This is a genomic window from Vallitalea guaymasensis (genome assembly GCF_018141425.1).
GTDB lineage: Bacteria > Bacillota > Clostridia > Lachnospirales > Vallitaleaceae > Vallitalea > Vallitalea guaymasensis.
Genome location: NZ_CP058561.1, coordinates 2,541,694 through 2,562,093, shown reverse-complemented (window position 1 = coordinate 2,562,093; position 20,400 = coordinate 2,541,694). Strand labels below are relative to the sequence as shown.

General features: G+C 30.1%; 18 protein-coding genes. 3 read left to right on the top strand and 15 right to left on the bottom strand.

The annotated features are described in order from the left end of the window. Window positions 1-20: 20 nt before the first annotated feature. From HYG85_RS11285 to HYG85_RS11270, 4 genes are all read right to left on the bottom strand, one after another. Window positions 21-1,001: a helix-turn-helix domain-containing protein gene (locus HYG85_RS11285; protein ID WP_212693526.1), complete on the bottom strand. Its 981-nt coding sequence runs from the start codon at window positions 999-1,001 to the stop codon at window positions 21-23. A 151-nt stretch (window positions 1,002-1,152) separates the two neighbouring features. After that, window positions 1,153-2,592 carry a glucose-6-phosphate isomerase gene (locus HYG85_RS11280; protein WP_212693525.1) on the bottom strand — a complete coding sequence of 480 codons (1,440 nt, stop codon included), beginning with the start codon at window positions 2,590-2,592 and terminating at the stop codon, window positions 1,153-1,155. Between the two features lie 182 nt (window positions 2,593-2,774). Beyond that, a complete protein-coding gene (locus HYG85_RS11275) occupies window positions 2,775-3,536 on the bottom strand; it encodes a DeoR/GlpR family DNA-binding transcription regulator (protein WP_212693524.1) in 762 nt (253 codons plus the stop codon). Between the two features lie 14 nt (window positions 3,537-3,550). Continuing rightward, complete coding sequence (locus HYG85_RS11270; protein ID WP_212693523.1) at window positions 3,551-4,816, bottom strand: MFS transporter; 1,266 nt, start codon at window positions 4,814-4,816, stop codon at window positions 3,551-3,553. Window positions 4,817-5,082: 266 nt separating this feature from the next. Here HYG85_RS11270 and HYG85_RS11265 point away from each other — a divergent pair, with 266 nt between their 5' ends. Next, on the top strand, window positions 5,083-6,369 hold the full coding sequence (locus HYG85_RS11265; RefSeq protein ID WP_212693522.1) for a PHP domain-containing protein: 1,287 nt from the start codon (window positions 5,083-5,085) through the stop codon (window positions 6,367-6,369). A 76-nt stretch (window positions 6,370-6,445) separates the two neighbouring features. Here the strand turns inward: HYG85_RS11265 and HYG85_RS11260 are convergent, their stop codons facing one another. From HYG85_RS11260 to HYG85_RS11245, 4 genes are all read right to left on the bottom strand, one after another. Beyond that, window positions 6,446-6,694: a hypothetical protein gene (locus HYG85_RS11260; protein WP_212693521.1), complete on the bottom strand. Its 249-nt coding sequence runs from the start codon at window positions 6,692-6,694 to the stop codon at window positions 6,446-6,448. Between the two features lie 19 nt (window positions 6,695-6,713). Continuing rightward, window positions 6,714-7,820 carry a TIGR04066 family peptide maturation system protein gene (locus HYG85_RS11255; protein WP_212693520.1) on the bottom strand — a complete coding sequence of 369 codons (1,107 nt, stop codon included), beginning with the start codon at window positions 7,818-7,820 and terminating at the stop codon, window positions 6,714-6,716. Between the two features lie 20 nt (window positions 7,821-7,840). Next, window positions 7,841-9,283, bottom strand: a complete 1,443-nt coding sequence (ccpM, locus tag HYG85_RS11250; protein WP_212693519.1) for a Cys-rich peptide radical SAM maturase CcpM — start codon at window positions 9,281-9,283, stop codon at window positions 7,841-7,843. 275 nt (window positions 9,284-9,558) lie between these two features. Further along, window positions 9,559-9,741 (bottom strand): CLI_3235 family bacteriocin precursor, encoded by a 183-nt coding sequence (locus HYG85_RS11245; protein WP_212693518.1) that lies wholly within the window; start codon window positions 9,739-9,741, stop codon window positions 9,559-9,561. A gap of 339 nt (window positions 9,742-10,080) precedes the next feature. On the opposite strand from HYG85_RS11245, the gene HYG85_RS11240 reads away from it, so the two are divergent. Continuing rightward, window positions 10,081-11,655 (top strand): S8 family serine peptidase, encoded by a 1,575-nt coding sequence (locus HYG85_RS11240; protein ID WP_212693517.1) that lies wholly within the window; start codon window positions 10,081-10,083, stop codon window positions 11,653-11,655. A gap of 20 nt (window positions 11,656-11,675) precedes the next feature. Beyond that, on the top strand, window positions 11,676-13,394 hold the full coding sequence (locus HYG85_RS11235; protein WP_212693516.1) for an ABC transporter ATP-binding protein: 1,719 nt from the start codon (window positions 11,676-11,678) through the stop codon (window positions 13,392-13,394). A gap of 84 nt (window positions 13,395-13,478) precedes the next feature. On the opposite strand, the gene pdaA is transcribed toward HYG85_RS11235, so the two are convergent. The 7 genes from pdaA to fabF form a co-directional block, all read right to left on the bottom strand. Beyond that, entirely contained in the window at window positions 13,479-14,585 is a 1,107-nt protein-coding gene (gene pdaA / locus HYG85_RS11230; RefSeq protein WP_212693515.1) for a delta-lactam-biosynthetic de-N-acetylase, read from the bottom strand. 180 nt (window positions 14,586-14,765) lie between these two features. Then, window positions 14,766-15,554 carry an acetyl-CoA carboxylase carboxyltransferase subunit alpha gene (locus HYG85_RS24775; protein WP_113673057.1) on the bottom strand — a complete coding sequence of 263 codons (789 nt, stop codon included), beginning with the start codon at window positions 15,552-15,554 and terminating at the stop codon, window positions 14,766-14,768. An 84-nt stretch (window positions 15,555-15,638) separates the two neighbouring features. After that, a complete protein-coding gene (gene accD, locus HYG85_RS24770) occupies window positions 15,639-16,511 on the bottom strand; it encodes an acetyl-CoA carboxylase, carboxyltransferase subunit beta (protein ID WP_113673056.1) in 873 nt (290 codons plus the stop codon). 258 nt (window positions 16,512-16,769) lie between these two features. Continuing rightward, on the bottom strand, window positions 16,770-18,113 hold the full coding sequence (locus HYG85_RS11215; RefSeq protein ID WP_212693514.1) for an acetyl-CoA carboxylase biotin carboxylase subunit: 1,344 nt from the start codon (window positions 18,111-18,113) through the stop codon (window positions 16,770-16,772). Window positions 18,114-18,146: 33 nt separating this feature from the next. After that, window positions 18,147-18,569, bottom strand: coding sequence for a 3-hydroxyacyl-ACP dehydratase FabZ (gene fabZ / locus HYG85_RS11210; RefSeq protein ID WP_113673054.1), 423 nt, complete (start codon window positions 18,567-18,569; stop codon window positions 18,147-18,149). 69 nt (window positions 18,570-18,638) lie between these two features. Next, window positions 18,639-19,109 carry an acetyl-CoA carboxylase biotin carboxyl carrier protein gene (gene accB, locus HYG85_RS11205; protein WP_212693513.1) on the bottom strand — a complete coding sequence of 157 codons (471 nt, stop codon included), beginning with the start codon at window positions 19,107-19,109 and terminating at the stop codon, window positions 18,639-18,641. Between the two features lie 45 nt (window positions 19,110-19,154). Further along, window positions 19,155-20,393: a beta-ketoacyl-ACP synthase II gene (gene fabF / locus HYG85_RS11200; RefSeq protein ID WP_113673052.1), complete on the bottom strand. Its 1,239-nt coding sequence runs from the start codon at window positions 20,391-20,393 to the stop codon at window positions 19,155-19,157. Between the last annotated feature and the right edge of the window lie 7 nt (window positions 20,394-20,400).

The following is a 20,400-nucleotide window of genomic DNA, read 5'->3' as shown; positions in this document are numbered from 1 at the left end:
CCATTCAGATAAAAAGTTGTTCACCCACCTATAACATAAACTTTACGAGTCTCTCTTGGAGTTATTTTATAATGGTCTTTGAATGCTTTACTAAAACTATGATGATTGTTATAACCACAATTCAATGCTATTTCAGTTATACTCTTTTCACTACTAACCAATAATTCTTTTCCTTTTTCAAGTCTTGATTTCTTAATATAAGCATATATACTAGTTGAATATACTTGCTTGAAACAACGCTTCAAGGTATCCATCGAGATATTGAACTCATTACACAAATAATCAATTGTAAGCTTTTCATCCAGATTCTCACTTATATATTTTTCTATTTTTTCTACTTTCTCAACTACTGTTCTACTATAGTACAATTCTTTTCGTTCTTTGTTGGTCTTAAAGTTTTTCAATTCATACATGAATAATTCTATAGCTCTAATTCTTAGACTATCTATATCACCGTTGCTGAAATTATCTTTGATATCATTAAGTAAACCTATAGTTGTTAAATCATTTTTAATTACTGTATAGTTATCTTCTTCATTTATCTGATTACAAAAACCTCTTAAAATACTTTTATCCATATGAAACACCTGTTGAAAAATATTAGTTATTTGATTGGTATAACCAAATAGTGATATACTCTCATATTCATCAAAATGACTAAACTTGCATATATTCTCAATGCCTTCATAATATGCAGTACTGCCTTTTCCTGATGCACAGATTTTGCCTTTCTTATCGAATGCAAGCATTTTCCCTTTTAAACAATAATTTATCTTAAGAATAGGCTCTGAAAAATGTTGATATCTATCTATTATGTTTAACATATTTTCATTCATACTAAAATTATTGAATGCCAAACTAAACCCAGGTATAATTTTTACAATTATATATGTTCCTTTTCCATATTGAGGTTGAATTGTATATGTAGAATAATCTTTATTAGCATTTGTCAGTTTAGCTATTATATTAAGATACATAGAATCGTCTTTAACATCCTTCATATATAGTCCTCCTAAGTTTATTTATTCAAGTATACCAAAGATTCCATTTAATTTCAATAATGATAATCATTATCACATCATATTTATATAAAAAGGCTTACTTATAATATCGGATTCTATTATAAGTAAGCCATATATTTTTTATCTAGTACTAGATGATGAATTTATCATTTTTAGCTGGTCTATTATCAAGTTCAGCTTTCTTTTCATCATAGCCTGGTCTTCCAAACATAGCATATGTTGCATTTTTACCTTCTTCTACACCTGGTTGGTCAAAAGCATTAATGTCAAGTAGTTCACCTGCAAATCCAGTAGCTACTTCAAACAAGTATAAGATTTGACCAAGTGTGAATTCATTTACTTCTGGTAAAGTAATAGTCATATTTGTTTGACCTGATTTCAACAAGGCGTATTCAGTTGCCATTTGCTCAGTTTTAATTAATTTATTGTGAGTTTCTCCACCTAAGAATCCAAGGCTAGGAATATCACCATAGATCTTTGGAATATCTAAAGTTGTTTTGTATTTATCAACACCAACAAATACTATAACTTTATCTTTTGGTCCTTCTGAGTATAATTGAACTTGTGAATGCTGGTCTGTAGCTCCTAATGCTCTTACTGGAGTTTGTCCTACATTAACAACATTTTTATCATTATCAAATTTCTTACCTAATGATTCTGCCCATAACTGTGCATACCAGTCACCAATGTATTTTAATGTATCAGCATAAGGCATTATAACTGATATATTCTTACCTCTTCTCATAGCTAGGTAGTTAAGAATTGCATACATTGAAGCTGGGTTCTTGAATGTATTATCAGTTTTACATAATTCGTCCATATAAGCTGCTCCAGCCAATATTTCTTCAATATCTATACCACACATAGCTGCTGGTAATAAACCAACTGGTGTAAGTTCTGAAAATCTTCCACCAACTCCTGCTGGGATAATGAAACTCTTATAGCCTTCTTTATCAGCTATCGGTCTAAGATTACCGTTTTTGGCATCTGTTGTACAAACAACATGTTTTTTAGACTCTTCTTTGCCTAATTTCTCTTCTAACATCTCTTTGATAATCATGAATTGGGACATTGTTTCAGAAGTGCTTCCTGATTTTGTTATAACATTGAATAAAGTTTTATCAAGATCTATAATATCAAATAGTGATACTAACTTTTCAGGGTCGATGTTATCCATTACATACAACTTAGGATAACCGCCTCTTTTTTCTTTTGACAGTTCATTATAATATGGATGATTGATAGCTTGTTGTACAGCGATTGGTCCTAATGCTGAACCACCGATACCAAGTACTACAAAAGTATCAAAGTCATCTTTAACGCTTTCAACATATGCATTAATATCTTTAACTATATCAGCTTGGTTATATGGTAAATCTCTCCAATCCATACCACCATTAGCTCTTTTTTCTACCATTGCTTTTTCAGCTTTCTCAATTTGTGCTTGTAAATCAGCGATTTCTTCTTCGCTGATACCGTTCTCTCCAACATAAGATGTCATCATATTATTAAAATCTAATTTTAATCTCATGCTTTCTTGCCAGTCTTTTTGTTCAAATCTCTTGGACATTTATGTACCTCCTAATATTTTTTATAGTAAAGTCCATTTCATAATTATTATTTGCAAAAATGTATGAAACTTTCCTTGTTTTTTTATTAATTTAAAAATGAAGTAACGTCTACTATCATTATTGTTATTGTACGACAGCATAAATTATATATAATATGGATAGCTTTGTAAATAGTAAAGAGCTATTTAATTACATCTATTCCTTTTGCTTTATATCTTTCATAAATTGCTTCTTTTAGATTGGAGTCAGTTATGATATGATCTACATCATTGAGATCACATACTTTCAATAAGGATACAACTCCAAATTTACTGCTATCAGCTAGTAGTATCTTCTTGCCAGAACGCTCAATAAGCCTTTTCTGTATTGGAATGGTATCAATCTCAAATTCTGTTGCTCCTTCTTTTAAAGATATTCCGCTTACACTTATAAAACATATATCTATATGAAATAGATTGATATAATTCTCTACAAGCTCACCCTTCAGAGACTTGTCCTTAGTATTAACAATACCACCTAGCAGTATTATTGTATAATCCGGTTCATTTACTAATTCTTCAACTACCAATATGGAATTGGTCAGTATAGTCAATTTCTTGTATTTGTTTTTTAGAAGTTTTGCTATTTCTAACGTTGTAGTTCCATTATCAAGAGCTATTACAGATTCTTCAGATATAAATCCCATTGCATTTTGGGCTATATTTACTTTTTCTTGGTTATGGCTTTTTTCCCTTATTTTAAAGTCTATTGATTTTGGGTTTATCTGGTCCAGCATTGCACCACCATGTACACGATGTAGAAAACCTTCTTTTTCTAAATGTTCTAGATCTCTTCTTACTGTTTCAACTGAAACACCAAAAAGTTCTATTAAATAAGAAGATTTTACGGAATTATTTTTTTCTAATAGGTCTAGTATAATTTTATATCTTTCTTCTGCTAACAAAACTCCCATCTCCTCTAATCAATTAAATATGTATTATCTGTTACTTTTTCCATTTTCACTGCTATTTTATCACACTTAAGGCTCATAAGCAAAGCAAATATTCCAACAACTAAGCAAACTATCCAAAAAATCATAACACCATTCCAACTGAATCTATCCACTAAAGCACCTGTAATAAATGCAGCAAACCCTGCTGCAAGGTAGGAACAGAAATCCAGAAATCCAGCTATAGAAGATGTTTTATTATATTTTGCAAAATGTAATGGAATTACACCAAGCAATAAAGTATTGGCTCCATACATAACCGCAGATGTCAAACCTAAAAATATAAGAGCGATTATTATATTGTAGGAACCTAATTTCACAAACCCTATTATCATGAATATACTTATCAAAAACAAAATATATATTGTCCTTTTTTCTTTGTGCTTCAATTTTTTATTCAGGAAACTCGCAAACATCATACCCAATAGATTCATCACAGGTATGAATATAATGAATTGAGTGGTTTCAGTAATGTCCAGATTCTGAGTTTCCATGAATAGAGTTGGTGCCCATAATGCAATAGAATCTTTTATTATTCCTTGCACAAAACAAGCTAATACTATGTATATTAATTTGGATTCTATTATGACTTGTAATAGACTGTATTTATTGTCTTTTACAGTTGCCCCTTCAGTAGGCTCATCAGATATATACTTACTGGCTTCTTTTGGTGTATCTCTAAAAAACGAGAACCATATTATTGAATATATAAGTATGATAATACCTGGTACCCAAAAAACAAGATTCCAATGGGATTTTGCAATAATAAGTCCTGAACCTCCCCAGGCTAGTATATAACCTCCTACCATTGAAGTTGAGATACCTATTGAAACAGAACTTCTTTTTTTAGGTTCATACCAATTGGTTATAGATTTTACTATGGGTCCCCATAGAGTTGACTGGGCATATGCATTTATAATCCATAAAACCATCATAAATATATATGTAGTACTGAATCCAAAACATATATTGCATATAGCTGTAGTGATTAATCCAAAAAAGACTATTCTTCTAGTTGATATCCTATCTCCTATTTGTCCATTGATAAGTTGTCCAAAACCGTACACCCAATAAAATAGACTACCGATTAACCCCATGGACCCTTTTGACCAACCAAAAGTATCTTGAATCTGAGGAATGGCTACTGATAGGTTAACCCTTCCAAAGTATATACTAGCATACGCAACCCAACATAATATAAATATTCTTATTTGTGATTTACTTAATTTAGTCATATTAATTAGCACTTCTCCTTCTTAACTTTTAATTAATTCCACACATATACACATATATACTTACAAAACCAATTATTTTTATTAATTATACCACATTTTTATATAATATCAACTTTTTTATAAGGGTTTTTTATATAGACAAGCTATATTTACACATTTATTACACCACAATTACACATTTATTCATAAATTATCAATAATATTCTTGTTTTCCCAATAATAATGTGCTATAATTTCTAAAAATATTACTTTGGAGGAGGATATCCATGAAAGAAGAATTACGTTTTTTTGAGGTTACGCCTAAGATTATACTTGCTGATACAACTGCTGAAATTGAAATCAAACCATTAGCAAAATATGCGACTTTTGATTCTGATACCGATATTGAAGTCGCTTATTATCCTTTAGAACATTTTTCTACCATTGGTGAATATAACTATCAAGAAAAGTATATGGTCCGAGCAAAAGATGGTGTTATTCAACTGACTCAATATTTTATAGGAGAGCAAGAACATATAATTAAAATTACTGATACTGCAACCAAGAAATCATATACTTTCAATTTCTACTCTGTCAGAGCAGACTTATTTGATAGAATACCTTATAAAGGTGACTTACATATGCATAGCCATCACTCCGATGGCAAGGAATCTCCTGGATTCGTAACTGCTTCTTGTAGAAAAATAGGATTTGATTTTATGGCATTAACCGACCACGGGAAATATTATCCATCCATAGAATGCCAAGAGACTTATAAAGATATTGATCTTGATATACTAATAGCTAGAGGCGAAGAAGTACATCCAGAGAATAACAACGTTCATATTATTAATTTTGGTGGGGATTTCAGTGTAAATGAATATATGCAAGATAATAAAGATGAATATTATAAAGAAGTAAAAGAAATTGAAAAAACAATAAATCTTGATGACGAACATGCAAAATATGAATGTGCTTCAAGCATGTGGTGCTTTGATAAGATTAGAGAAGGTGGGGGATTATCTATATTCTGTCATCCATATTGGTTGATTGATTCGGGTTACTATATCTCTAATTCTGTAATTGACTTTATGTATGATAATCAGCCTTATGATGCCAATGAAGTTGTAGGGGGATATCATCCATTTGAATTTTCATCAAATACTTTACAGATCGCTAGGTATTACGAAGAACGAGCAAAGGGTAAAAAAGTACCCATAGTAGGTGTAAGTGATGCACATGGCTGTGAGAACAAAGACCTGTTCGGCTGGTTCTATACTATAGTTTTTGCACCTTCTAATGAACAACCAGATATAATCAAAAGCATTAAAGATCTATATAGTGTAGGTGTGGAGTTCCCTGCTGGAGAGACTGTTAGACCAGTTGGACCTTTCCGTCTTGTAAAATACGCTCTATTCCTCATTAGAGAGGTTTTTCCACTACATGATGAACTTTGCTATGAAGAGGGACAATTAATGCTAAAACATATATCAGGTGATGAAAATGCCAAGGTTAGGTTAAATAGTCTAAAAGGTCAAGTGAGTAACCTATACAATAAACTATTTTCAAAATAATTATGAAATAGCTATAGAACCATGGCTTAGACTAAATCAGTTTAGTTTAAGCCATGGTTCTATATGATATAATTATTTATCTAACTGATGATACTATTTCTGTAATTTTATTAATTGTAATAAAATCTTCATTAATTATATTCTCTTCAGGTATCTTAGTCTTAAATAACTCTTCAATTTTTAAAAAGACGTATACGAGGTCACGGGGTGATAGATCAATTTTTGAAGAAAATAAATGTTCATCATAATCTTCTTCTTTTAGATTAATACCTTTTACTGTATTTATCAAATTAACTATCTGTTCTTTTATATTATTATCAGTCATATTTAATCTCCTCTCAAGTCTACATTAATTCTTCATCACTATTACTATAAAGCTCATCAAGAATAGAATGAGTTAACATAGTATTTAGTTTACTATCAAATATATTAAATACTGGATAATTCTTATCTAAATAATGTCTACACTTACGATTCATTGTCTCTTTATCAAGAGTTAAATATTGTATTTTTTCACTATTATCTGTTTCATCCCACTTAATTGCTTGGTTAGCAATAATAAAACAATTGATATTATATCCATACTTGTACTTAATATGGGTACTAAGATAATTAAAATAATCTTCTTTATAATCTTCATAAGGTATACTACAGATCGTATAATCAGATAATATAGCATTGGAAACTAAGTAATTGTGAAAGCCAAAATTATTATGGAATTTGTTATCCATAGGGAAAGCAGCTCCAGGTACTCCTAATATTACAACATCTGGTTTTTGTTCAATGCATAATGAATGTATGTAATAGTTAAACTGTTGGATTCTATTAGTTGTACTTAATTCTTGGTTATACATAAATTTTGGATATGCTATCATATCAAATATATTGCTATATCCCTTAGTCCCGATTTGTAAAACTTTATATCCTTGTTCTCTGAAAAACTTTCCAACAGATAATTGTGTATCAAATTTATTTGTTCTTTCATTAGTTCCAATAACTGTTATTATGGGTACTGGAATATCTTTCATCTTGTAACAATACATTTCTTCATATTTCTTATCATCTTTTTTAATAATAAATTCATATTCTGCATTGTAGTGTTTAGCTATATCTTTTATTTCTTCACAATGTTGTTCATATTCACCTAAAAAAATGAGTTTTTTACCCTTTTGAGCTATATATTCAATATACTCTTTTAGAAATGATTCATATGGTAATTCAAGATAAGATTCACAAAACAAGACACATTCACATTGATCTATAAGACCTTCAAAAGAAGACCTAACCATGTATCCTGTATCTATCCCTAATATCCTTCCAGCATCTTCATCAGCATATCCCCAAGAATTAGGGGATACTACTCCAGAAATCCTAAAATCACTTAACATATCTTGATGCATTAATAGATGTATATTAGATATGTCATATGGAAATAAAATTGCCTCTTTCATAATTGCACCCTCCAATTCTTTTAGATTATTCTAAATACTTCATCATCATATGTAAAATCCATTTCTTTTAGATAACAATAATCTTTCATCATCTCTTCTGTATCTCTCTTAAGATTTTTACATTGAGTTAATTTTGCATTAGCTGATAGTGTTCCGTTATCGTCAGAAAAAACACAACATAGATAACAAAAATTAACGTTCCAACAAGATAAACATTGTTTTTCTGTTAATTTTCCAATATTAGTTAGCTTAGATGCTTTTTCTACATCAAATCCATCCCAAATATTTCCTATAATAAAACTCTTTGATTGTTCATTGACTTTTTCACATGGAAATAGGTTTCCCTCTGTATCAACAAATATTTTATGACTGCCTGCTATACACGGTCCACTATGATGTCCGTATTCAGTTTCCGAAAATGAAACGGTTCGTCTCTCCTTCATAGTAGAAAATAGTACGCTATAATATGATTTTACTATCTTAGATACATGACGTTCATCTAATCGCTTAATAAGGAATAAAAATAATTTAAAAATCTCATATTTATATTTTATTGTATAATTTTCAGTTGGATTGAATTTATCTTCTATGATATTTTGTTTATTTATATAGTTAAAAGATGTATAGTAATTCTTTACAGTATCATAATCTGTGAAGAACTTATGTAAACAATCAAAATCTAAGCTAGGATCAATAACACAATTAAAATTTATCTTACTAGCAAAATCTTTATAATTTTGTTGTAGATATTTTAAGTTCTCTAAAATTCTGTCAAAGGAACCTCTTCCCTGAGAATCTTTACGATTTTTATCATGTATTTCTTTTGGACCATCTAAGCTAATTAGTAGATTAAAGTTATTATCATCTAAAAACTTAATAATTTCATCCTTTAGAAGAGTGGCATTTGTAGTCATATGATATCTAATCTTTTTACCTTTATAAGTGTCATTTGCATATTCAACAAGTCTTTTAACTAAATCAAATTCAATTAATGGCTCTCCTCCATAAAAACCTATATTCAAGCTCTCTACATCAACCGCATGCTTTACATAAAAATCTATAGCTCTTTTACCAGTTTCAAAACTCATCTTTTTGGAAGAATGTTTTCTGTTATGATAAGAACCCGCATAAGGACAATAATTACACATAAGATTACATGCTTGTGTAATCTGTAAAGTAAGTGTTGATACCGACGTTTTAAGGTATTGTGGTATAATAGATGTACTTGGATGCTCCATATATTTCCATTTGTGACTAGATAATAGACCGTTTGTCATCATCATTTCAATTATTTCTTTAGATTTATCACATGAAAATGTAATTTTTTTGTTGTTAAGATAATGTTCCAAGTCATCATAAACATATTTAGGTATTTTAAATATTGCATTTGAATTTATATCAAAAACATATGTATTTTCATATGTTTTAAATAAATGAATAAAAGGTAACGCATCATTCTGCATCTTTTTTTTCCTCCTATGTTTATATAAAATTTATCTGAACATGTAAGAGGTGTCTCTTACCAGAGACACCTCCGTACAGACGTAACTTTGTAACTGAGCATATTATTTAATTACCTATTTTATTTACTGTCACCACTTATATCCTGTATACAAATAAAGAAAAATATTTAATGTATACTCTACATTTTAATAATTAATAACAGCTTTGTATTACACATTTATGTAAGCTATAATGTAATGCTAAGTATTAAATAGGAACTAAATTAAATTCTCTCTTAGTTAACCCTTGAATAGTAAGAGCTTGAACTAGAACTTGATTGGCTACTATAGAAAGAAGAATGACTAGCACTTTCGTCGCCCCAACAATTACAATAGCATCCGCAAGAATTACACATACAATACATATGCGCCTTAATTGTGTTTCCAGTTTTCATTACTTTTTTTCCTAGTTTTTTCATTTACTAAAAACCTCCTATAATTTAGTTTTACATCATCAATATGAATTATTATTGGTGATTTTTATTATACTGTGCTCATATTATTATCAAAATTATTAAGCACCAGATATATAATATACCCTTTTGTTAAAATAGTCAATCAATAAGTTTATTTTATTTAATAATTTTACGTTTCAAAGGATAAACCGTCAAAACTTGACAAGACGATATAATATGTTAATATAATTATGCTGTATTAATTAGATTAAATTTTATTATTAGAATTATTTAATATTATATAATTATTTATAAATTAATATAAATTTTATTATTATAATACATAACTAATTGCTGGAAGGAGTGAGAGTCGAGATATATACTCGACATATAATGTCTAATAAATTACGAGTTGCTATTATAGATGATGGTATTGCCAAATGTTTACCAGGAGAATTAATTAATAAAAATATAGAAATTAACTCAAATAATATATTATTACAGAGTAATGGTGAAGACAAATTAACACATGGTACTATATGTGCAAGTATTATTGAAAAATATGCTCATAACATAAGTAGTATAAGCAGTATTAAGATATTAGACCATAACGGCAATGGTAATATTACTCAATTATACACAGCTCTAGAATGGTGTATACAATATAATATTAATGTAGTTAATTTAAGTTTGGGAAGTATATATTTTGATGATATGCAATCCATACGAAAAATAGTAAATAGATGTGCAAGTCTTAATATAATACTTGTATGTGCTGCATCCAATAGTGATTTTATAACATACCCATCTTCATTCTCTAATGCTATAGGGGTTAGTTGCGATTATAATAATATATATGATTTATCAAAGAATCAATATTATATGTTAAATAATAAATATCAAAATGGAATAGATATAGTTGCATATTCAGAGCATAAGTTATATAACCCTATCACACATAATTATTATACTTCTGATAAATGTAATAGTTTTGCTACACCTATGATTACTGCTAAGATATGCAATATGATAAGCGAAGATAATAATATTAACATCAATACTCTTTTGAATAAATTAAAAAATGATGCAGTTAATGATTGTAAGAATGAGAACAGGATTAAAAATTATCTATATATAGATTGGATAATTAAAGCTATCATTATAGATATAGATTATGATGAAAAAACTTCATGGGATTATTATTTTGATATAATTTTACATCTATCCTATTCAACTATGAATATAGAGTCAATAATGAATAAGATAGCAAATTATACTTTTGACACACTTATTATTAGAGCAAAGACTCCTATAAATATTCATCAAGAATCCTTAGATTCATTACTATCGCTAGAAAAAAATATCGTTTTAATTAATATTAACCCCGAACATAATTACGATAAAATTAATGCACATATGTTATGGCATAATCAATTAAAATATAATGCAATCCTAAATAATTCTCATCAATCACATAATGCTATTCTTAACATACCAAATCTCTGCATATTCTATGATAAGAATATTGATGTGATTATGTTTTCATGTTATTTAAGAGAATGCTTTGGTAAAAAAGGTTATAATATCAATTTAATAAATGATGAGGCATCATGTATACTCTATGATATAGATTATATTCCTCTTGATTGCATTAGAAATGACCATAAAAAAGCGATAGATTATATTAGTTATTTTACGTTCTTAGCTAATTATGACTTAAATATATGGTTTAGCAGTAATGATAATAAAGATTATTATAATAAAATACTCAGTCAACTAAAATACGACATAATTATAGAAATCAACATGATACATTATAATAACATAATACTAAGTGTATTAACAGATAACCAACAAAAATATAGTTTAACTTTTGAAAGCTTAACTAAAAAAAATATAGAATCGTTTTTCGATTTATTAATAAAATTATTATCATAATATACAAAGGAGAATCTCATATGAATAACTTTGGTATACTTAAGAAAGTTATTAAACTATTAAAACCCTATAAGTTTAAATTTTTTCTTATTATGCTATGTGTCATTATGCTAACAGTTGTATCAATTATTAATCCATTAATTATTAAGAATATAACAGATGATGGTTTACTACAACACAATTTAAGCACAGTAATTAAGATGTCACTAATCCTTCTTTTGCTGGCTGTTTCACAAGGTATATTGACATTAATTCAAGAAACAATAAGAATAAAATTGCAAAATAATATAGTCTATACATTAAATAAAAAAACATTTTTGAAACTTTCTAGAGTTAAAATTGAAGAAATTAGAGATATAAACGATACAGATCTTTTTAATAGAATATATACTGATATTAATAATATTTCTCGAGTAGCAGATAAAAACATTTTATTCATTACCACGCAGATATTTACTATTATTGGTAGTTGTGTAGGATTATTCCTCATCAGTTGGAAACTTTCTCTTATAGTATTAAGTATTGCACCCATTAAATTTTTTTGTGCTAAATATTTTTCTAAATTGCGTATGAAATATGAAAAATTATTTATTAATAAAAGTAGTGAGTTTGCAAACTGGTATGGTGATGTTATTGCCGGCATAAAAGATGTAAGGTTATACGGATTAATAAATACTAAACTAATTGAATTGAAATCTAAGCAAAAGGAATTAATTCACATAAGACAAAAGTTAAATATACTTAGTGAAATTAATATGGTAACAGAAAGTATTAGCATTCAGACTCTTATTAGTATTTTATATATTGTAGGTGCTATCTTTCTTATTGGTGGAGAATTAAGCTATGGAAGTATAATAGCTCTTATTTCTTATAGTATCAAAGTAACAAGTCCATTATCAGCTATTATGAATATAGGTTACTATTTAACAGGTATTATACCATCTGCTAGACGTTATTTTGATTTTATGGACTTAGAAAATGAAATGGAAGCTAATACTCACAAGAACATTACTCATAATTGTCTCCCTACTAAACATCCAATTTTAACTTTTAAAGATGTATCATTTGCTTATGATAACAACAACACCGTTGTAAGTAATATTGATATAGAAATTCGAGAAGGTGAAAAAATAGCTTTTATTGGAGATAACGGTTCAGGTAAATCAACAATGCTTAATTTACTATTACGTTTTTATACGCCTAATAACGGTAAAATTCTATTATATAATACAGATATTAATTACTATCCTATTGATGAATATAGACAGCACTTTGCTACAGTAATGCAGAATTCCCATCTATTTCAAAATACTATAAAAGACAATATTGTATTAGATAAAAAAATAAGTAATGATATGTTTGATAATATAATATCTATGTCCGAATTAAGTGATTTTTATAATACGCTTCCTGATTCGTATATGATTGGGCAAAATGGTTCTTGTCTGTCAGGAGGGCAAAGTCAAAAAATAGCAATAGCTAGAGCTATTGCCAAGGATTCAAAAATATTTATTTTAGATGAAGCAACCTCTTCCCTTGATATTAGGTCAGAAATTAATATTTCTAAACTTATTAATTCTCACTTAGTAAATAAGACTGTGATTTGTGTTACACATAGACCTGAATTATTAAAATATATGGATAGAATTATTCTACTTGATAAAGGGAACATTACCCAGATAGGAACTCATGATGAATTATTGCAACTAAGTCAATTATATAAAAAAATTATATCCTAAAAAATAGTTAAAAATATATTTACCATGTCTATAAATTAAGGAGCTGCATACAGCTCCTATTTTTTTATTATATAATCATTTCATTTATTCAATTTCATACAGATTACCAAATCTGTAACCTTGCTCTTTTAATGTTTTAATAATATCATCAAGCGCTTCTGTATTAGATGATGATACAGCATGTAGTAACGAAATCATACCAGGATGAGCATTATTAATTACGTGATTGTAAGCATATTCTTTACCCTTTTGGTTATTTGTATCCCAATCGGCATAAGCCATACTCCAGAAAATTGTTTTATATCCTAACTCCCTAGTTAAGTATATAGACCTTTCACTATATGCTCCTTCTGGTGGTCTGAAGAATGTATCCATCTTATATCCAGTCATTTCTTCAAAATATCTTGCTGTTTCTTCTATCTCATACTTAATTTCATCATCTGTCAATTCATACATTCTTTTATGATGTACAGTATGATTTCCAACTATATGACCTTCATCTTTCATTCTTTTTGCTAACTCCGCATTATTCTCAATGAAAGGCTTCGTAACAAAAAAAGTTGCTTTTACTTCATTAGCCTTTAGTGTATCAAGTATGGTAGGTGTATATCCATTTTCATATCCTTCATCAAAGGTCAGATAGATAACTTTTTCATCTGTATCTACAATATAGTAACCACCATATTGTTTAATATCAAACTTGTTATATCCAATTACCTTTTTATGTTCTTTATTTCTTTTGAAACTCCAACTATATCCTTTATTAGATAAAGTAGATGCATCAACATTCATATCAAAGTTATCTTCTGTACTACTTCCCTGAGGTATCTCCCCATTATCTTCTTCTTTGATATCTTCTTGGTCAGAAGGATTTTCTTCTTCACTGTCTTTTTCTTCTTCGGTCACCTTAGGTTCTTCTGTCTCTGACTTTTCTTCTGATTCTGGTTTTACTTCTTTTTCTGGGTGAATTTCGGATTCAGTATTAGTTTCATCTAATTCATTATCAGTTTTTCCCTTATTATCATTTTCTTCCTTAGCAATAGTATTGTTCTCATTATCATCTTTAGCAGTGGTGTCTGGTTTAAAAGCACCTTTTCCTACTGTAAGACCTAAGTATACTGCTCCTATAACCAAAACAAATATAGCTAATGCTTTTAATGTTTTTGTGTCTTTTTTCTTCTTCTTTGCCATTATTATTCTCCCTTCAAAGTTACTATATTCACCCTATTATAAAACAAGACAAGAAATTCTAATTAGATCATGATTATACCTAATTAGAAATTTCTTGCCTATATTATACTCTTTTTTATGACATAAATCTAGATAATTATTTCCTATATTCTTCTATATTTCACCATATTATTTTACTATTTATTCCTTGATTTGTTTCCTATATCTGTTATATCTGTTTTCAATCAATAGCTCTTCATCTAATCCATTTAATATCTCTAACTCTTTGATGAAACTATCTTTTAATTCTGCACTTATTTGGTGATAACTGTTATGTGCTCCTCCATCAGGTTCTTCTATAATCTTCTCGATTATACCTAATTCCAATAGGTCTTCAGCAGTTATTTTCATTACTTCAGCTGCTTCTTTGGCTCTTTTGCTGTCTTTCCATAGAATACTAGCAAATCCCTCTGGTGACAATATTGAATATATGGAGTTCTCCAACATCCAAACCCTGTCTGATACAGCTAAAGCTAAAGCTCCACCACTACCGCCTTCACCTATAACAACTGATATGATAGGAACTTTCAGTCTAGCCATTTCAAATAGATTCCTTGCAATCGCTTCACCCTGACCTCTTTCTTCTGCTCCTAATCCACAATATGCTCCCGGAGTATCTACAAAACATATTATTGGTCTATTGAACTTTTCGGCTTGTTTCATAAGCCTTAGAGCTTTTCTATAACCTTCTGGATGGGGCATACCGAAATTTCTATCTATATTTTCTTTTGTTGAACGTCCTTTTTGCTGACCGATAACCGTTACTGGTATTCCTTCAAGCAAACCTATTCCGCCTATTATAGCTTTATCATCACTATATAATCTATCTCCGTGAAGTTCTATAAAATCATCAAAAATAAGCCTGATATAATCTTCTGATGTAGGCCTTTCTGCCATTCTAGCTATACTAACTTTTTCCCATGGGTTCATATAATAAACACCTCTTCAAATATAATTTTAATTGATAACTGCCAAAAGTTCAAAATTTCTCATATTAATCAGCTAGAATGAACGTTAGTTCTGATGAAACTCTAGCAATTTGAATAATGTATTTTTCATGTCTCTTCTTTCTACGATCATGTCTATATATCCATGCTCTAATAAGAATTCAGCCTTTTGAAATCCTTCTGGTAATTTTTGATTTATAGTCTGTTCTATTACCCTTGCCCCAGCAAATCCTATCAAGGTTCCAGGTTCAGCTAGAATTATATCTCCAAGCATAGCAAAACTAGCTGTAACACCACCAGTAGTGGGGTCTGTAAGTACAGTTATATATAATAGTCCCGCTTCACTATGTTTAGCTAATGCCGAAGATGTCTTAGCCATCTGCATAAGAGATACTATTCCTTCCTGCATTCTTGCTCCACCAGAAGCTGTAAATATAATAATCGGTAATTTCTTATCAGTAGCATGTTCAATGGCTCTAGTTACTTTCTCGCCTACAGCTTCTCCCATACTTCCCATCATAAACCTGCTGTCCATAACTGCTATAACAACTTTTATTCCATTTATTTTACCTTCTCCTGTTACAACTGCTTCTTTTAGACCTGTTTTCTTTTGTAATGAAGATATCTTCTCTAGATACTCAGGAAAATCCAGAACATTTTTGGTTCCCATATTAGTGTTAAGTTCTTTGAAAGAACCAGAATCGATAATCTGTGATATCCTTGATTCACTATCCATCCTGAAATGTTTATGACATTTGGTACATATCTGATCTTTTGCTTCAAAGTCATCTCTGTAAATTATCTCTCCACAATTATTACATTTAATCCATTTACCAGTAGGTACTGATGGATCACTCATATCGTTGTATTGTTCTTTTCCGTTTACAGCTGTCTTTATAGGTAATTTAATGTATTTTTTCTTTTTAAATAATTCTTTCATACATATACCCCTTTAATTGGTTTATTTGGTTGTAGCTATCATTGTCTTTTATATACTAATAAATAGTAAAAGGTAATATTGAACCTAGGGAAATGGCAAACTTACTTTTATAAATAGCATATTAAGCGGCAATATTACCCTTTACTATTCTTAGTATCTAATAAATTGGCATTTGGTATTTATATCTCAACAAGGGGCTATCGGATAATATGTAGCCATCTACAAAAATGTATTATCCGACAGCCCTCATCAAGTTATCTATTTCTCCATTAACTTTTCTATAAAAGAAGTATTGTAATTTCCTTTTACAAAACTCTCGTTATTTATTAAGTCATATTGAAAATCTATGTTAGTGTCTATTCCTTCAACGATAAATTCACCAATAGCACTGTTTAATTTCTTTATGGCACTCTTTCTGTCTTTATCATAAACAATCAATTTTGCTATCATTGAATCATATGTTGGAGGTATTTTATAACCGCAATATATGGCACTGTCTACTCTAATATCTTTTCCACTAGGCATATGTAGAAAACTAATCTCTCCAGGAGACGGTCTAAATCCTTTACTAGGATTCTCTGCATTGACTCTACATTCAATTGCATGCCCTTCTATCTTGACATCCTTTTGGGTATAATTTAATTTTTCTCCGTCAGCTATTCTTATCTGTTCTTTTATCAAATCTATACCTGTAACCATTTCTGTGACTGGATGTTCTACTTGAATTCTTGTATTCATTTCAATGAAATAGAACTCTCCACTATCACTTAATAAAAATTCTACAGTACCAGCATTTTTATAATTGATTGCCTTAGCTGCTTTAACTGCTGCTTTACCCATTCTTTTTCTAAGCTCATCGTCAATAGCTGCAGAAGGTGATTCTTCTAGAACTTTCTGATGTCTTCTCTGCATGGAACAATCTCTTTCACCTAGATGTACTGTATTACCATAATTATCAGCTAAGATTTGGAATTCAATGTGTCTAGGATTCGTTACATATTTTTCCAAATACATAGTGTCATCACCAAAAGCACTTTTTGCTTCCGCACTTGCAGTTTTATAGGAGTTAACTAGTTCCTCTCTACTATTAGCAATACGCATACCTCTTCCACCACCACCAGCGGATGCTTTGATAATGACTGGGTAACCGATACTATCTGCTAATTCTATGGCTTCATCAATACCATCTACAGCACCTTCTGAACCCGGTACAACTGGTATATTATTTTCAATCATTGTTTCTCTAGCTTTTGATTTATTACCCATTCTGTCCATCATATCACCTGTTGGACCTATGAATGTAATGTTGCATTCTTCACATACCTTAGCAAATTTACTGTTTTCGGACAAGAATCCAAAGCCAGGGTGTATTGCATTAGCACCTGTAACAATCGCTGCACTAATTATCCTCTTAATATCAAGATAACTGTCTTTGGCTGGTGCAGGTCCAATACATATAGCCTCATCTGCCAATTGTGTATGAAGAGCTTCTTTATCAATATCTGAATATACCGCTACTGTCTGTATATTCATTTCTCGACAGGCTCTAATAATCCTTACAGCAATTTCTCCTCTATTAGCAATCAGAATCTTATTAAACATAATTCACCTCTACTTCTACTAACTTTTTATCAACTATTTAGCAATAAAAGTTAATTCTCCAGTAACAGCTATTTCACCATCAACAGATGCCACTACTTTTCCTACTCCTACTGGACCTTTTTGTTTTATGATATCTATTTCCAAATCCAATCTATCTCCAGGTACAACTTTTCGTCTTATCTTAGTTTTATTTATACCGCCAAAATATGCTGTTTTACCTTTATATTCTTCTAAACTAAGCATAGTAACTGCTCCCACTTGGGCAAGAGCTTCAACAATAAGCACTCCTGGCATTACTGGTTCTTCTGGAAAATGTCCAGCAAAAAAATAATCATTCATTGTGACATTTTTATAGCCTATCGCTCTTTTACCAGGTTCCATCTCTGTTATTCTGTCAACTAGTAAAAATGGGTACCTATGTGGGATAATCTTTTGAATTTCCACAGCATCTAACATAACAATCTATTCCTTTCCTCTTAATGTTTTAAAAAGTAATAAATGCCTTTGATACAAATAATAAATTATCTATGGTCTAATTTTAAACAGAGGCTGATTATATTCTACTATTTCTTCATTTTCTACCAATACATCAACAATCTCACCTGAAACTTCAGCTTCTATGTCATTCATTAACTTCATAGCTTCTATAATACATAGAGTCTTGCCTTTTGATACTTTATCTCCTATTTTAACGTAATCATCTTCATCAGGACTTGGAGCACTATAAAATGTTCCTACTATAGGTGATTTGATTGTTACTGTATTTTCATCTTCTACTTCTACTTTATGGCTGTCATTTTCTTGTACAGTCTCTTTATTGACGTTAACAGTCTGGCTTGTATTCGGTTTTTGTACATAAGGTTCTGGGTTTGATGTCATCAAAACTTCTTTTTCTTTTCTTATGGATATCTTACAACCATCTTTCTCAATATCTACACGTGTTAACCCTTTATCACTTACTAGATTTATAAGCTCTTTTATATTTTCAAATTTCAAGAATCATCACTTCCTTACACTATTATTTTAAACCATCACCTAGGTTTATTCCTCATATTTACTTATGATTAATGATGCATTGTGTCCACCAAAACCAAGCGAATTAGAAAGAACATATTTTACATCTAGATTTCTTCCCTTTACTGGAATATAATCCAAGTCACATTCTTCGTCCGGTGTTGTATATCCTACTGTCGGATGTACAAAACCATCTAATATGGTTTTTACACATGCAACGACTTCTACTGCTCCAGCTGCTCCTAGTAAATGTCCTATCATTGATTTCGTTGAACTGATAGGAACTTTATAAGCGTACTCGTCAAATACTGTTTTGATAGCAGCTGTTTCCAATTTATCATTATATTCAGTACTTGTTCCATGGGCATTGATATAAGATACATCCTCTGGTTTGATGTCTGCATCTTTTATAGCTAATTTCATGGCTCTTGCAGCACCTTCTCCACCAGGTGCTGGTGCAGTAATATGGTAAGCATCACAAGCAGCTCCATATCCTTTTACTTCAGCTAATATCTTAGCACCTCTAGCCTTGGCACGTTCTAATTCTTCTAGAATTACAATCCCTGATCCTTCTCCCATAACAAAACCATCTCTGTTTTTATCAAATGGTCTTGATGCTTTTGCAGGATCTTCACTGCTGCTTAATGCTTGAAGAGCTGTAAATCCTGAAACTCCAAGAGGTACTATACAACTTTCGGTTCCACCTGCAACCATAACATCTGCATCACCATATTGTATTGTTCTAAAAGCATCACCTATAGTATTAGTACTCGTAGCACATGCTGTAACTACATTGGTACATACTCCTTTTAATCCAAATTGAATAGCGATATTACCTGCTGCCATATTGGTAATTACTTTTGGTATGAACATAGGAGAAACTTTGTTAGGCCCTTTAGCTAATAATTTTTGTGCTTCTTTTTCAATTGAACCTAATCCGCCGACACCTGTTCCAACGATAACACCAATTCTCTCAACGTCTTCCTTCTCTAAGTCAAGACCTGAGTCATCTATTGCTTCTTTAGCTGCTGCTATGGAGAATTGAGTAAATCTATCCATTCTCTTAGCTTTTTTTCTTTCTATATATTCTTTAGCTTCAAAATTTTTTACTTCAGCTACTATTTTTGCTCTATATTCACTTGAATCAAATGAAGTAATCTCTCCAAATCCAATTTTTCCTGCTTTTAGATTATTCCAATATTCATCTACATTATTTCCAACAGGTGTAATAACACCTAATCCAGTTATGACAACTCTTCTCTTCATGCTAATG